This window comes from Ochrobactrum teleogrylli, assembly GCF_006376685.1.
Lineage (GTDB): Bacteria > Pseudomonadota > Alphaproteobacteria > Rhizobiales > Rhizobiaceae > Brucella > Brucella teleogrylli.
On the sequence record NZ_VEWL01000001.1, the window covers coordinates 507,951 to 522,202 of the forward strand.

Sequence of the window (14,252 nt, forward strand, 5' to 3'; positions counted from 1 at the left end):
CTGCGTAAGAAAATTGCGCGCATGACCGCCGAAACATTCCATATCAAATCCTATATAAAACATGGAAATACACTTATTTCATTGACCTCATGAAGCGATGCATTTTCAGGTAGGAGAACTAAACTTCAGGATCACCTCTCGAGGCCATGAAAATAATCTTGCTTTATTTTGTAACCCGTATCACCCTGAATGACAGTGAAATCGGAGGAGGAAAACCGGCTTCACGTCGCATGGGAGGAATGCGGTCAATCTGTGTTTGAAAGGCCACCCGGAAACCGGGTTTTGAAGAAGCCTGTTCGCCGGACCCAAACAGAATTCCACCCGTTCGACATTCAGTGCCAGTTTTGCGAGGCCAGTTCTTGGCCCATTGCGAGGTATGCCCGCATGAGCGACGATGTCGTACTATCCCTGCATGTTCCCGAACCGGAATGGCGGCCCGGCGATGCGCCGGATTTCTCCCATGTCAAAATCCCTCGCGCTGGCAGTGTAAGAAGACCGGAAATAGACGAAAAGCCGGAAGCGATGCGCGATCTGGCCTTCAGCATCATCCGCGTTCTGAACCGCGAGGGCGAAGCGGTCGGCCCGTGGGCTGGAACGCTCACCGATGACGAGCTGAAAGACGGTCTGCGCCACATGATGATCCTGCGTGCCTATGATGCGCGCATGATGATGGCGCAACGTCAGGGCAAGACGTCGTTCTACATGCAGCATCTGGGCGAGGAGGCAGTCAGCTGCGCCTTTCGCAAGGCGCTGCGCAAGGGCGACATGAATTTCCCCACCTATCGGCAGGCCGGACTTCTGATTGCTGATGATTATCCGCTCGTCACCATGATGAACCAGATTTTCTCCAACGAGCAGGACCCGCTGAAGGGCCGCCAGCTTCCCGTGATGTATTCCTCCAAGGAACACGGCTTCTTCACCATTTCCGGCAATCTCGCGACGCAATATACGCAGGCTGTCGGCTGGGCGATGGCCTCGGCAATCAGCCACGACACCAAAATTGCCGCCGCATGGATCGGCGACGGCTCGACGGCTGAAAGCGACTTTCACGCAGCCCTTGTGTTCGCCTCGACCTACAAGGCGCCTGTGGTGATGAACATCGTCAACAACCAGTGGGCGATTTCGACATTTCAAGGGATTGCACGCGGTGGCTCCGGCACTTTCGCGGCCCGTGGGCATGGCTTCGGCATTCCGGCGCTGCGCGTTGACGGCAATGATTATCTGGCTGTTCACGCTGTTGCCAAATGGGCTGTTGAGCGCGCGCGGCGCAATCTTGGCCCAACGATCATTGAATATGTGACCTATCGCGCTGGCGGCCATTCCACTTCGGATGATCCTTCCGCTTATCGCCCCAAAGCGGAAAGCGATGCATGGCCGCTTGGCGATCCGATTTTGCGACTGAAGAACTATCTGATCTTGCGTGGCGTCTGGTCGGAAGACCGCCACAAGCAGGCGGAAGCGGAAGTGATGGACCTTGTCGTCAGCGCGCAGCGCGAGGCGGAAGCCATTGGCACCCTGCATGACGGGCGCAAACCGTCCATGCGCGACATGTTCGAGGATGTTTACGCAGAAACGCCGCCGCATCTTGTTCGCCAGCGTCAGGAAGCGGGGTTCTGATCAATGACCAAGATGACTATGCCCAGAATGACGATGATCGAGGCGATCCAGAACGCCCACGACGTTGCCATGGAGCGCGACAAGAATGTGGTCGTGTTCGGTGAGGATGTCGGCTATTTCGGCGGCGTGTTTCGCTGCACCGCCGGTTTGCAGAAGAAATACGGCAAGGAGCGCTGTTTCGATGCGCCAATCAGCGAGCTTGGCATTGTCGGCACGGCAATTGGCATGGCGGCTTACGGCTTGCGCCCCTGCATCGAGGTGCAGTTCGCGGATTATGTCTATCCGGCCTATGACCAGATTGTTTCCGAAGCCGCCCGTCTGCGCTATCGCTCGGCGGGCGAGTTCACATGTCCCATCGTGATCCGCATGCCATCCGGCGGCGGTATTTATGGCGGGCAGACGCACAGCCAGAGCCCGGAAGCGCTGTTCACTCACGTCTCCGGCCTGAAGACGGTGATGCCGTCAACGCCGGCCGACGCCAAAGGCCTGCTGCTTGCAGCCATTGAAGATCCCGATCCGGTGATCATGTTTGAGCCGAAACGGCTTTATAACGGCCCCTTCGACGGCCATCACGACAAGCCGGTGACGTCGTGGAAGAAGCACGATCTGGGCGAAGTGCCGGAAGGTTATTATACGGTTCCACTCGGCAAGGCCGCCATTCGCCGCGAGGGCAGCGCGGTTACGGTGCTGGCCTATGGCACCATGGTGCATGTGGCGCTGGCCGCCGCCGAGGAAACCGGCGTCGATGCCGAGATCATCGATCTGCGCACGCTTCTGCCGCTCGATACGGAGACGATCATGGCATCGGTGCGCAAGACGGGGCGTTGCGTCATCGTGCATGAAGCAACGCTGACCTGTGGCTATGGCGCGGAACTGGCGGCACTCGTGCAACGCGATTGCTTCTATCACCTCGAAGCGCCTGTCATTCGCGTGACCGGTTGGGACACGCCTTATCCGCATGCGCAGGAATGGGCATATTTCCCCGGTCCTGATCGTGTCGGTCGCGCACTTGTGTCTATCATGGAAGCGTGAGGGGAGAGACCATGGCTCATTTTACAATCAAACTCCCCGATGTTGGCGAAGGCGTTGCCGAGGCAGAACTTGTCGAATGGCATGTGAATGTTGGCGATATCATTCGTGAGGATGATCTTCTGGCCGCTGTCATGACTGACAAGGCGACGGTGGAAATCCCGTCATCACGCGCTGGCAAAGTCATCGCGATCAATGGCGAGGTGGGGGAAAAGATAGCCGTCGGTTCTGAACTGGTGCGGCTTGAAATCGAAGGTGCTTCCGGTGCAAGCGCGGAACCGAAGGCGGAAGAGCCAGCGCATAGTCCGATAGAGGCTGAAACGCCAAAGCCGCAGACTCCGGAAGGGCCGGTCTTGTTGCAGACGCCCGTTCCGCCAAAGCCGGCAGCACCAAAGCGTGAAACCTCGAGCCGCACTTTTGCGGGCGCTGGCCCTGTCCGGGCAGAAGGCGAAAAGCCGCTGGCCACGCCATCGGTCCGGTTGCGCGCGCGCGATGCGGGTGTCGATCTCAGGCGCGTGCGTGGAACAGGTCCGGCAGGGCGCATCACGCATGAAGATCTGGACGCGTTTTTTGAGGCCGAAAGCGGGGCTGCAACGGCTTTGTCCGGCTATGCCGCCGATACGTCCGTTAACGAAATCAAAGTGATCGGGCTTCGGCGCAAGATCGCCGAACGAATGGCGGATGCAAAACGCCATATTCCCCATATTACCATTGTTGAGGAAGTCGATGTCACACAGCTTGAAGAGCTACGCACCAGTCTCAACAATGAGAAGAAGGAAGGGCGTCCGCGCCTGACGTTGTTGCCATTCGTCATCCGCGCCATCGTCAAGGCGGCGAAAGAACAGCCGGGTCTCAATGCGCATTTCGATGATGAAGCCGATATTATCCGCCAGTTTGGCGGTGTGCATGTGGGCATTGCCACACAGACACCAAATGGCCTGATCGTCCCCGTGGTGCGTCATGCCGAGAGCATGACCGTTTTCGCAGCAGCTTCCGAGCTGTCGCGTGTGACCGACGCCGCCCGCAACGGCACGGCAAAGCGGGAAGAACTGAGCGGCTCCACCATCACCATCACGTCGCTTGGACCGCTCGGGGCGATTGCCACGACACCGATCATCAATCGACCGGAAGTCGCGATTGTCGGCATCAACAAGATTGCCGTGCGTCCGATGTGGGACGGAACCCAGTTCGTGCCGCGCAAGATGATGAACCTTTCATGCAGCTTCGATCATCGGGTGATCGATGGATGGGATGCGGCTGTCTTTGTGCAGAAGCTGAAAAGCCTCATCGAAACGCCTGCGATGATCTTTGTGGAAGGCTGAACTTATGAGTGAGATTAACTGCAAACTTCTGATCATCGGTGGCGGTCCCGGCGGCTATGTCTGTGGCATCCGGGCAGGGCAACTCGGCATCGACACCGTGCTGGTCGAGCGAAAGCGCCTCGGCGGCACCTGCCTCAATGTCGGCTGTATTCCGTCGAAAGCGCTGATCCATGCGGCGGATGAATTCCAGCGCCTGACGCATTTCGCATCGAAAGGCGCACTCGGTATTACCGCGCAAAATCCGGCTATCGATTTTGGCAAAACGCTTGAATGGAAGGACGGCATCGTCAATCGGCTGAATAGCGGCGTCGCAGGGCTGTTGAAACGGTCGCGCGTGCGCATGTTTCAGGGGCAGGCGCGGTTCATGGACGGCAAGACCGTGCTGGTTGACACCGATACGGGCCGCCAGACCATTCATGCGGAAAATATCGTGATTGCCACCGGCTCCGTGCCGGTTGAAATCGAGGCGCTGCCCTTCGGTGGCAATATCATTTCGTCCACGGAAGCCTTGTCTCTGGGAGCGATACCGGAGAAGTTAGCTGTTGTGGGCGGTGGTTATATCGGGCTCGAAATCGGCACGGCTTACGCCAAGCTGGGTTCCAAAGTCACCGTGGTGGAAGCCACCGACCGCATCCTGCCGCAATATGATGCCGAACTGACGCGTCCCGTCATGGCACGATTGAAAGCGATTGGCGTGGAGGTGTTGACCAGCACATCGGCCAAGGGACTGACCACCGACGGCAAGGCGCTGGAAGTGTTGGCGGCTGATGGTTCAGCGAAACGCATCGAGGCCGATAAGGTGCTGGTGACGGTCGGGCGCAAGCCGCAGACTGATGGTTGGGGCTTGAGTGAAATCCGGCTCGATATGGATGGGCGTTTCATCCGCATCGATGATCGTTGCCGCACGTCGATGCGCGGCGTTTATGCAATTGGCGATGTCACGGGAGAGCCGATGCTGGCGCATCGCGCCATGGCGCAGGGCGAAATGGTTGCCGAGATCATCGCGGGCGGCAAGCAGGCCTGGGACAAGCGCTGCATCCCCGCCGTCTGCTTCACCGACCCGGAAATCGTAACAGTGGGACTGCTGCCCGATGAGGCGCGCAAGGCAGGCCACAATACGCAGATCGGTATTTTTCCGTTTCAGGCAAATGGCCGTGCCATGACGGTTGAGAGGGAAGACGGTTTTATCCGCGTGGTGGCGCGGGCAGACAATCATGTCATTCTGGGCATTCAGGCGGTCGGTGTCGGTATTTCTGAACTGTCGTCTGCCTTTGCGCAAGCCGTTGAAATGGGCGCGCGCCTTGAAGATATTGCTGGGACAATCCATGCACATCCGACCTTGGGCGAAGGCTTTGCCGAGGCCAGCATGAAGGCGCTTGGCCACGCATTGCATGTTTAAGCTCTGGATTTGCGCTCGTAACGCCAGACGAACACCGCAGCCCCGGCGACCATGGCTGCGAGCGCAAACCAGGTGATTGCATAGGACAGATGGCTGTTTCGGAAGGATACAACCGTCAACCCGCCGATCGGCTGGTTGCCCGGATTGGACTTGGCGTCCACATCGATGAAATAGGGTGCGACGGTGCCAAGTTTCTCTTTCGCGGCGAAAGCCGCAACATCGCGAGAGTTCCAGCTGTTCTTCTCTGGATCGTTGGGCCGCAGGAAGAACCCATCCGGCTCCGGCATGCGCAGAAGACCGGTCACGGTCGTTTCACCGGCAATCTGCGTTTCCGGGCGGGTTGACAGATCACGCTTGTCGCCCGGCACAAAGCCGCGATTGATATAGGTCAGTGATCCATCAGCAGTGCGCAACGGCGTGAGTATCCAATAGCCGGCGCCGCGTTCGGTCAACGCACGCACAAGCACTTCCTTATCGTTCAGATAAGTGCCGGTGATGGTGACATGACGATATTCATCGTCCTTCTGATTGACATTGGCCCAGTCATCTTTGCCCGGCGCTGCAACGGGCTCGGCGTGGACGCGAGCATCCACGCGCGAGATCAGATCGAGTTTCCACTGCAAACGTTCGATCTGCCAGACGCCAAGCCCCATAAAAAGCAGGAAAAACAGGCCAGCCAAAACGGCCATGAAACCGAGAAAGAAACCGGATTTTTTCTTCACGTCGTTTCCATCGGCTTCGGTTATCATCGCACATTCCTGAATTTACTGAAACTGGAGCAATGCTCCCTCATAAACCAGCCATGCGGATTTAGATAGTTTGGAGCGGATAAAATAACAGCGCCAGCAGGCCGAGAATGGCATGTGGCGCTGATAACGAACCGACATAATATTCAATTCATGGGGCAAAATCAGGCAAGCTTGTGAACCTTGTGCCGCCGGTGCGAATAACCGCCCTTCGAACGGCGCAAAACATTGCAAACCTGCGTCTTGTCTTCAGACGGCTTTGGCATCTGCTCATGAATGCGATGCAGTATCTGCTGCGTAACTGTACGATCCTTGTCGGTAGGCCCAATGATTATGCTTTTCATCAACCATTCTCCCTGTTTTTTTGGGCACAGAGTAGCATCCGGGCTACCCCGGCCGGTCATCAAGAATGTACGAATATCCAAAGTATTAATCATAATTTACATATTGACAAGGGCATTCTTGCAACATCGCGCAAGCGCTTGAGATTGGATGAGAAAAGGCCGATTCGCATTCGCAAACCGGCCTTTTAAAGTGATTATATCGATTAAATCAGTCGCGATTGCCGGTGAGAATCTCGCGCTTGCCGACATGGTTCGCGGGTCCGACCAGACCTTCCTTTTCCATGCGCTCGACGAGCGAGGCTGCACGGTTGTAGCCAATGCCGAGACGGCGCTGGATGTAGGAGGTTGAGCACTTCTTGTCGCGCAGCACCACTTTGACCGCCTGATCGTAGACGTCGTCGCCATCTTCGGAACCCATCGACGTCGCATCGAAGACGGCGGCATCTGCGGTTTCTTCTTCGGCGTCCTCATCTTCCGTCACGGTTGCCAGATAATCCGGGCGACCCTGTTCCTTCAGGTGATTGACGACCTGTTCCACTTCCTCGTCCGAAACGAACGGTCCATGGACGCGGACGATACGACCGCCACCAGCCATATGCAGCATGTCGCCCTGGCCGAGAAGCTGTTCGGCGCCCATTTCACCGAGAATGGTGCGGCTGTCGATCTTCGACGTAACCTGGAACGAAATGCGGGTCGGGAAGTTGGCCTTGATCGTGCCGGTGATGACATCGACGCTTGGACGCTGGGTCGCCATGATCAGGTGAATACCAGCGGCACGGGCCATCTGCGCCAGACGCTGCACCGCGCCTTCGATATCCTTGCCCGCAACCATCATCAGGTCGGCCATTTCATCGATGATGACCACGATATACGGCATGGGCGTCAGGTCGAGTTCTTCCTGAATATAGGTCGGCTCGCCTGTTTCCTTGTCGAAACCAGCCTGCACGGTGCACATGACGGTTTCGCCCTTGCCCTTGGCCGAAGCCGCACGGGCGTTGAAACCTTCGATGTTGCGGACGCCGAGGCGAGCCATCTTGCGATAGCGCTCTTCCATCTCGCGCACGGCCCATTTGAGCGCCACGACGGCCTTTTTCGGATCGGTCACGACAGGGGTAAGCAGGTGCGGAATACCGTCATAGATCGACAGTTCCAGCATCTTCGGATCGACCATGATCAGGCGGCATTCTTCCGGCTTGAACCGATAGAGCAGCGACAGGATCATGGTGTTGATCGCAACCGACTTGCCCGAACCCGTGGTGCCAGCCACCAGCAGGTGAGGCATCTTGGCGAGTTCAGCAATGATCGGCTCGCCACCAATGCCTTTGCCAAGGCAAAGCGGCAGGCGATAATTCGATGCTTCGAAAGTGCGGGAGTCGATCATCTCGCGGAGATAGACAGTCTCGCGATTGGCATTCGGCAGCTCAATGCCGATGACATTGCGACCGGGAACGACGGCAACGCGAGCGGAAAGCGCCGACATGGAGCGAGCGATATCGTCGGCAAGGCCGATGACGCGCGAGGATTTCACACCCGGGGCAGGCTCGAATTCATAAAGCGTGACGACCGGACCGGGCCGGACATGGATGATCTCGCCACGCACGCCGAAATCTTCCAGTACGCTTTCAAGCAAGCCTGCGCTGCGCTCCAGCATTTCCTGCGTGATCACATTGCCATCCAGCGTGGGCGGCATTTGCAGCAACTCGCGTGGCGGGAACTCGTACTCGCCGTGAATAACCGGTGCTTCCGCACGGGGGAGGGGCTGGGGCTGATAGAGGGCAATCGACGGCGCAGCCTTTGCCGGAGCAGGCGTGGCTGCGACTGGTGCAGGCGCTTCGATTTCTTCAACGCTGTGCTCTTCGGCTTCTGCGACGGCAAGCACCACATCGTCTTCGGTCGCTTCACCTGAAACCTCGGCAACTTCCGCAATCTGCGGTGCAGCTTCGACCTTCTTCGGAGCGATTGCCTTTGCCTTTGCAACCAGAGCAATGACTGGAGCCACGGCGACAGGTTCTGACGCTACAATGGGTTCAGGAGCCGGAACTTCTGCCACTGGCTGTGGTTCAGCAACAACTGCCGCAACCGGCGTTTCTTCCGGCTGGCTGTTCCATTCACGAATGCGGAACTGTGCCAGAATGGATTCAACAGTCGGCGCTGGCTTTTTGGGAGCGGCGGGTGCTGCAGCAACAAGCGGCACGGTCGGCGCAAGGCTTGCCTCAACATCGCATCCTTCCCAGAAGGCGAAGTCGGAAATATAGGCGAAGGCAGACGTTGTGATGTCAGTTGCGGGCGCGATAGGAGCCTGCGCTACCACAGGTTCTGGTATAGCCTGAACGACAGGTGCCGCGACGGCAGCTGGCATGACCGGCAGGGCAGGCGGAACAGGTACGACGGGCGGCTGCACCATGCCGAGCGAAACGCTCTGCTGCAATGCGGCGACCGCCATTGGTTGGACTTCGGCTGCTTTTTCAACAACGGCTTCCTGCGCTTCCGCAACAGGCTGAACCTGCGGGCGAGCGTTGACATCCGGCAGGTCCTCGCCGCGACGACGCATCAGTTCCACTTCCGGCGTGCGGGTGAAACGGACATTCTCGCCCAGAGAAAAATGGATTTTCCAGGCGCCGTCATCTGTCGGATTACGCGCCTCCGTCTGGCCGCGCTGGGGCTTTGGGTCCGAAGCGTTCTCTGCACGATTTCCGTTAGAATGGGGGAAATTTTCTCTCAAATTACGCATGATACCTGAACCATAGATACTGTCGCCTGAATGAGCCCAAGTAATAAAAAATGAAGGTTAACAACCCCCTTCATAAATTCACCGTCGCCCAGAAAATTCTGACAGGGTCGTCGCGGTTGACCGCTGGTTTTCGGCGGGGAAAGTCATTCCAAAAAACAATAATAGCCAATATAAACAAATAATTAAATATGTAGATTAATGCTCTTTATTAGCAATATGAAAACCCGCATGGGTTGTGAATATAAATTACTCCCTTAAAGCGAGTTACCCGAAACGCTGCCGGTGCACGGCTCAGTCACGGGCAAGCGCTACGACGGGATCGAGTCGGGAGGCATTGCGGGCGGGCATGAAACCGAATCCGATACCGATAAGGCTGGAGCACAGCAGCGCCGCTACAATGGATGTTGGCGAGTAGATCAGTTTGAACATTGTGCTGAACTGCGCGAACAGCAGGCCGAAACCGCCAGCGACAAGCACCCCGACAATGCCGCCGATCAGACAGACCAAGATAGATTCGATGAGGAATTGTTGCAGGATATCGCTTTGCCGCGCCCCAACTGCCATGCGCACGCCGATCTCGTTGATTCTTTCCGAAACTGCGACCAGCATGATGTTCATCACGCCGATTCCCCCAACAAAGAGCGAAATGCCCGCGATGCTCGCCACAAGGAGGGCCAGCATTGCCGTCGTGGCCTGAATGGTTTTCTGCAATGTGTCGCTGTTGAAGATGAAAAAGTCCTTTTTGCCATGACGCCTTTGCAGAAACGCCGTCACCATCTTTTCGGCGATCGCCGGGTCCATGGTGTCGCGAATGCGGACGGCTATCGACTGCAAGGCGCGTGAGCCGGTCATGCGCGTCTGAACAGTTGTATAGGGCAGAAACAATTCCAACTTGCTCGATCCGGACATGCCTTGTTCATCGGCTTTGGTAACTCCGACGATCCGTACAGGAATCTGTTTCAGAAAAACGATCCTGCCGACGACAGTTCCCTGTTCGTTGGGGAACAATTCCTTTTTGGTGTTCGTGTCGATCACCGCGTCCTGCGCGAGATTATCGAGACTTCTTTTGTCGAAGAAACGCCCCTCAACCAGCTTGCTTTTACGGGTCGCAAAATAACGTTCGCTGACACCATTGACCGTGATGCTGACTTCCTTGTTGCCAACGCGGACCGTTCCCATCGTGGAACTTTCAGGTGTTGCCGCGACGACATAGGGCAGCTTGGCCAGTTCGTTTGCGTCGTCAACGTTCAATGTGGTGACAAGCGCCGCTTTCAGATCGCCATAGCCGGTTCCGGGGCCGATATAGAGCGTGTTGGTGCCGAGGCTGCTGATCTGTTCGAGGATGCGCTGTTGTGAACCTTGCCCTAGTGCCGTGACGCAGACGACGGAGGCCGTTCCGATAATGATCCCCAGCATGGTGAGGAATGTTCGCATGCGGTGCGCGTTCATGGAACGCAAGGCCATCGCAAAGGCTTCTTTAAAGCGATCACGCATACTGCGGAAAAGATTAGGTTTTTCCGACTCCGATGCAGCAAGGGGATCATTGGTCCGAATGCTGCGGCAATCGACAGCCTTCAGCGTATCGGCTGTGATTTCTCCGTCGTGGATTTCGATGATGCGGTTTGCGCGCGCCGCGACAGCCCTGTCATGCGTGACAATGATGATCGTGCGGCCTTCACGGTTCAGTTCCTGAAGAATGCCGAGTACTTCTTCGCCGCTCCGGCTATCGAGCGCGCCGGTCGGTTCGTCTGCGAGTATGACATCAGCGTTGTTGATGAGCGCGCGGGCTATCGACACACGCTGTTGCTGGCCGCCGGAAAGCTGGTTGGGCCGGTGGTGCGTCCGACCGCTCATGCCAAGCCGCCGCAGGATTTCATGGGCGCGTTCGCGCCGTGCTTCGCACGCCTGTCCCGCATAAATCGCGGGTATTTCGACATTGCCGACCGCATCCAGCTCATTCAGCAGGTGATAGCGCTGAAAGATAAAGCCAAAATGCTCCCGCCGTAGCTGAGCCAGTTCATCCGGTTCCAGTTTCGCCGTTGAACGTCCTGAAATCAGATATTGCCCTTCCGAGGGACGATCCAGACAGCCCAGAATATTCATCAGCGTGGATTTTCCAGAACCGGACGCACCGACAATCGCCACCATCTCGCCGCACTGGATGGTGAGGTCGATATCGCGCAGGACCGTGGTGAAACCGTCACCGGATGGGTAATGGCGCGAAACAGCCTTCAACAAAATCAACGGCATATCGCTCATGTCAGGCACCGTCAGTCGTTACAGTGGTTTCCTGATTGTCGGTGACGATCTTGTCACCTTCCTGCAAGCCTGAGCGGATTTCCGTGTTGATCTTGTCGGTGATTCCGGTTTCCACGGTGCGCTCCTCCAGCGTTCCATAGGCATTCAGCACGCGGACGGTTGCTTTACCCGGACTATCCGGGTCGTCATTACCGAGCGGTTTCAGCGCCGACACAGGAGCGAGCAGGACATTTTTGACCTTCGCCAGAACGATATGGATCTCCGCCGTCATATAGGTGCGGAGCAGACCGTCGGCGTTGGGAATGCTGAACTTGCCTTTGTAATAAACGGCAGAGGCCGTCACGCCGCTGGCAGCCGAAAGGCCGTTGCTGGTGCCGAAGCTCTTGTCGCTCACAACGGAATCCGGCGCAGGCTCGATTGTTTCGAGCTTTGCATCGTAACGTTTTGAATTTCTTCCGGAAATGGTGAAGTAGATCGGCAGGCCATCATGCACCTGCGTAATATCCGCTTCAGAAATATCGGCTTCCACCGTCATCGTGTCGAGTTGACCGAGGATCGCGATTGTCGGGACGGTTTGTTGCGCGTTGACGTTCTGGCCCTCCTGCGCCACCATTGAAAGTATGGTGCCATCAATGGGAGCCGTGATCCGAGTGTAGGCCAGCTTGGTTTCCGCGATGCGGACTTCAACCTCCGACGCCGCGATCAAGGCTTCCGTATTGGCCAAGGCCGCTTTTTGCTTTTTCAATCCGGCTACTGCTTTGTCATATTCAGATCGCGCGACAGCATTTTTTCCGATCATCGCCTGATTGCGGGCAAGATCCAGCTTCGCCAGTTCCAGATCGGCGAGGTTCTGCTCACGGGTGGCCTCGTTCTGACGCAGTGTCGCCTGGGCTTTGTCCAGATCGTTCTGCTGGCTCGCGGCATCGATGAGCGCGACGACCTCGCCCTGTTTTACATGCTGTCCGGTTTTCACTTTGAGCGAGAGTATCCGCCCTGTGGCCTGCGTGCCGATGGCAACCAGATTTTTAGGGCGCAATGTGCCCGACGCAACCACAGAGCTTTCAAGGTCACCGCGTTCTACGGTTGTCATCTCAGGCAGCGGCTCGTGAGCGGACCAATGTTCGAACGACAGACCGGCGGCCAGCATCAAGACAAGGAGGGCCGCGCCCCAACGTTTGCGAAAACGTCGCTTCGATACAGAGTTCGGGGAGTTCATTGCGGCCTCGCAGGATGATCAGGCGCGGTTGCCATGGGAGGTTTCACGAGATGCGGACCAGTATAGCCGTCCACGACTTCCGACCTGTCGATGTCGATCCGACCGTTCCAACCTCCGCCGAGTGCCTTCTGCAAAGCGACGTAGTTGGTGATGATCTCCACGCGCGCTTGCGCCAACGCGTTTTCCTGATCGAGCAAACTGCGCTGGGCGTTGAGGACGTCGAGGAAATTTTTGGATCCGGCCTTGAACTGGTCGAGCGTCAACGCAGTGATCTTACGGTTGTTACCCACAATCTTCTCGAGCTGAGCGATGCGCAGACGGTTCTGGTTGAATTGGACACTGGCGTTTTCCACTTCGCTCAAACTGTCCAGAATAGTTTGGCGGTATTTGATGAAAGCCTCGTCCCGCGTTGCCCGGGCCGCATCAACATCAGCAAGCAGCTTGCCGCCCTGGAAAACAGGTATCGTGAGGTTGGGGCCGAATGACCAGCCTATGGTCGACAACCGGGCAAGATCGCCAAAGTTTGCACCGCCGGTATCGATTTTGCCGGTAAGGGAGACGCTTGGATAAAGTGCCGCCTGACTCTGGCCAATCTTGGCTGTTGCGGCAGCATAATCTCGTTCTGCAGCGCGGATGTCGGGGCGGCTGAGCAAGAGATTTGCAGGTAATCCGGCAGCTATTCTGCGCGGTGCGGAAGGCAAGGGCCGGGGCTTGTCCAATATCGCGGCCAGCGCAAGCGACGAACGCCCCGTGAGTGTCGATAGCTTGTTCAGAGAACTGGCATAGCTGATGCGTAGCGAAGGAATTCCGGCCTCTGTGGTGTCGGCCTGCGTTTGTGCGCTCAGCAGATCAACCTGTGATATGTTGCCAGCTTCCAGCTGCGTGCGGGTGAGGGCAACAGTTCGGCGCTGTGAACTAGCATTGCGCTCGGCGATTGCGATCTGCGCCTGCGCGCCGCGCAACTGGACATAATTGGTTGCGATATCACCGATCAGACTGACGAGCGCCGCACGCAACTGTTCGCTCGCCGATTCTTTTGCGTAATACGCCGCTTCGACACCGCGCCGGTTCGCGCCGAACAAATCGATATCCCATGCAGGATCTAACCCGAAACTCGACCTGGTGGTGGTATCACTGCCACCACCACCAGAACGCGTGAAACTGCCTTTTCCATCCACGGACGGATAAAGTGTGCCACCCGCCGACGCGTAGCTGGCGCGCGCCTGGCGTACTTTTGCTTTTGCTATCGCAACGTTAGGACTGCCCTCAATGCCGTCAGCAATGAGCTGGTCCAGAATTGGATCGCGCAGGTTTTTCCACCAGTCTGCGAGATTGGGAGCAACGGTGCTGGCCTTACTGTTCCACGCGGGGGGCGTATTGATGACAGGGGCGCGATAATCCGGCCCAACTGCAACACAGCCCGCGCTGAACGGAAAAAACAACAAAATCGCGCAAAGGGGGACTTTCGAAATTTTGATATTTCCTTAGAGAAATAAATAATAATCGAATAAAAAATTCGAATTGTTTTTAATATGGATTGGATGGTATGTACATCGAAGCAACATATTTTTAAATTGCTAGCAATAAAA

At 56.8% G+C, this 14,252-nt stretch carries 10 protein-coding genes; 4 read left to right on the top strand and 6 right to left on the bottom strand.

Translation table 11 applies throughout. The features are described from left to right. Positions 1-384: 384 nt before the first annotated feature. The 4 genes from FIC94_RS02195 to lpdA are packed head-to-tail and all read left to right on the top strand — an operon-like array spanning position 385 to position 5,367. Positions 385-1,617, top strand: a complete 1,233-nt coding sequence (locus tag FIC94_RS02195) for a 3-methyl-2-oxobutanoate dehydrogenase (2-methylpropanoyl-transferring) subunit alpha (RefSeq protein ID WP_109367404.1) — start codon at positions 385-387, stop codon at positions 1,615-1,617. Positions 1,618-1,635: 18 nt separating this feature from the next. Then, on the top strand, positions 1,636-2,649 hold the full coding sequence (locus FIC94_RS02200) for an alpha-ketoacid dehydrogenase subunit beta (protein WP_140024024.1): 1,014 nt from the start codon (positions 1,636-1,638) through the stop codon (positions 2,647-2,649). 11 nt (positions 2,650-2,660) lie between these two features. Then, positions 2,661-3,968 carry a dihydrolipoamide acetyltransferase family protein gene (locus tag FIC94_RS02205; RefSeq protein ID WP_140023766.1) on the top strand — a complete coding sequence of 436 codons (1,308 nt, stop codon included), beginning with the start codon at positions 2,661-2,663 and terminating at the stop codon, positions 3,966-3,968. A 4-nt stretch (positions 3,969-3,972) separates the two neighbouring features. Beyond that, a complete protein-coding gene (gene lpdA, locus FIC94_RS02210) occupies positions 3,973-5,367 on the top strand; it encodes a dihydrolipoyl dehydrogenase (protein ID WP_140023767.1) in 1,395 nt (464 codons plus the stop codon). On the opposite strand, the gene FIC94_RS02215 is transcribed toward lpdA, so the two are convergent. The 6 genes from FIC94_RS02215 to FIC94_RS02240 form a co-directional block, all read right to left on the bottom strand. Next, positions 5,364-6,116, bottom strand: a complete 753-nt coding sequence (locus tag FIC94_RS02215) for an SURF1 family protein (RefSeq protein ID WP_371830882.1) — start codon at positions 6,114-6,116, stop codon at positions 5,364-5,366. The genes lpdA and FIC94_RS02215 overlap by 4 nt on opposite strands. A 161-nt stretch (positions 6,117-6,277) precedes the next feature. After that, the gene (locus tag FIC94_RS02220) at positions 6,278-6,457 is read right to left on the bottom strand and encodes a hypothetical protein (protein ID WP_109367401.1); all 180 of its coding nucleotides are present in this window, start codon (positions 6,455-6,457) and stop codon (positions 6,278-6,280) included. A gap of 208 nt (positions 6,458-6,665) precedes the next feature. Then, positions 6,666-9,188 carry a DNA translocase FtsK gene (locus FIC94_RS02225; RefSeq protein WP_140023768.1) on the bottom strand — a complete coding sequence of 841 codons (2,523 nt, stop codon included), beginning with the start codon at positions 9,186-9,188 and terminating at the stop codon, positions 6,666-6,668. A gap of 291 nt (positions 9,189-9,479) precedes the next feature. Beyond that, positions 9,480-11,447, bottom strand: a complete 1,968-nt coding sequence (locus FIC94_RS02230) for a MacB family efflux pump subunit (protein ID WP_140023769.1) — start codon at positions 11,445-11,447, stop codon at positions 9,480-9,482. 1 nt (position 11,448) lies between these two features. Further along, positions 11,449-12,663 (bottom strand): efflux RND transporter periplasmic adaptor subunit, encoded by a 1,215-nt coding sequence (locus tag FIC94_RS02235; protein WP_140023770.1) that lies wholly within the window; start codon positions 12,661-12,663, stop codon positions 11,449-11,451. Further along, the gene (locus FIC94_RS02240; RefSeq protein ID WP_235891936.1) at positions 12,660-14,105 is read right to left on the bottom strand and encodes an efflux transporter outer membrane subunit; all 1,446 of its coding nucleotides are present in this window, start codon (positions 14,103-14,105) and stop codon (positions 12,660-12,662) included. Before FIC94_RS02240 ends, FIC94_RS02235 begins: the two co-directional genes overlap by 4 nt. Positions 14,106-14,252 lie beyond the last annotated feature (147 nt).

Bases quoted from the DNA above. Each gene is read 5' to 3' on its own strand.
- FIC94_RS02235 (WP_140023770.1), bottom strand. From the start codon at position 12,663: ATGAACTCCCCGAACTCTGTATCGAAGCGACGTTTTCGCAAACGTTGG.
- lpdA (WP_140023767.1), top strand. From the start codon at position 3,973: ATGAGTGAGATTAACTGCAAACTTCTGATCATCGGTGGCGGTCCCGGC.
- FIC94_RS02205 (WP_140023766.1), top strand. From the start codon at position 2,661: ATGGCTCATTTTACAATCAAACTCCCCGATGTTGGCGAAGGCGTTGCC.
- FIC94_RS02220 (WP_109367401.1), bottom strand. From the start codon at position 6,457: ATGAAAAGCATAATCATTGGGCCTACCGACAAGGATCGTACAGTTACG.
- FIC94_RS02200 (WP_140024024.1), top strand. From the start codon at position 1,636: ATGCCCAGAATGACGATGATCGAGGCGATCCAGAACGCCCACGACGTT.
- FIC94_RS02195 (WP_109367404.1), top strand. From the start codon at position 385: ATGAGCGACGATGTCGTACTATCCCTGCATGTTCCCGAACCGGAATGG.
- FIC94_RS02215 (WP_371830882.1), bottom strand. From the start codon at position 6,116: ATGATAACCGAAGCCGATGGAAACGACGTGAAGAAAAAATCCGGTTTC.
- FIC94_RS02225 (WP_140023768.1), bottom strand. From the start codon at position 9,188: ATGCGTAATTTGAGAGAAAATTTCCCCCATTCTAACGGAAATCGTGCA.
- FIC94_RS02230 (WP_140023769.1), bottom strand. From the start codon at position 11,447: ATGAGCGATATGCCGTTGATTTTGTTGAAGGCTGTTTCGCGCCATTAC.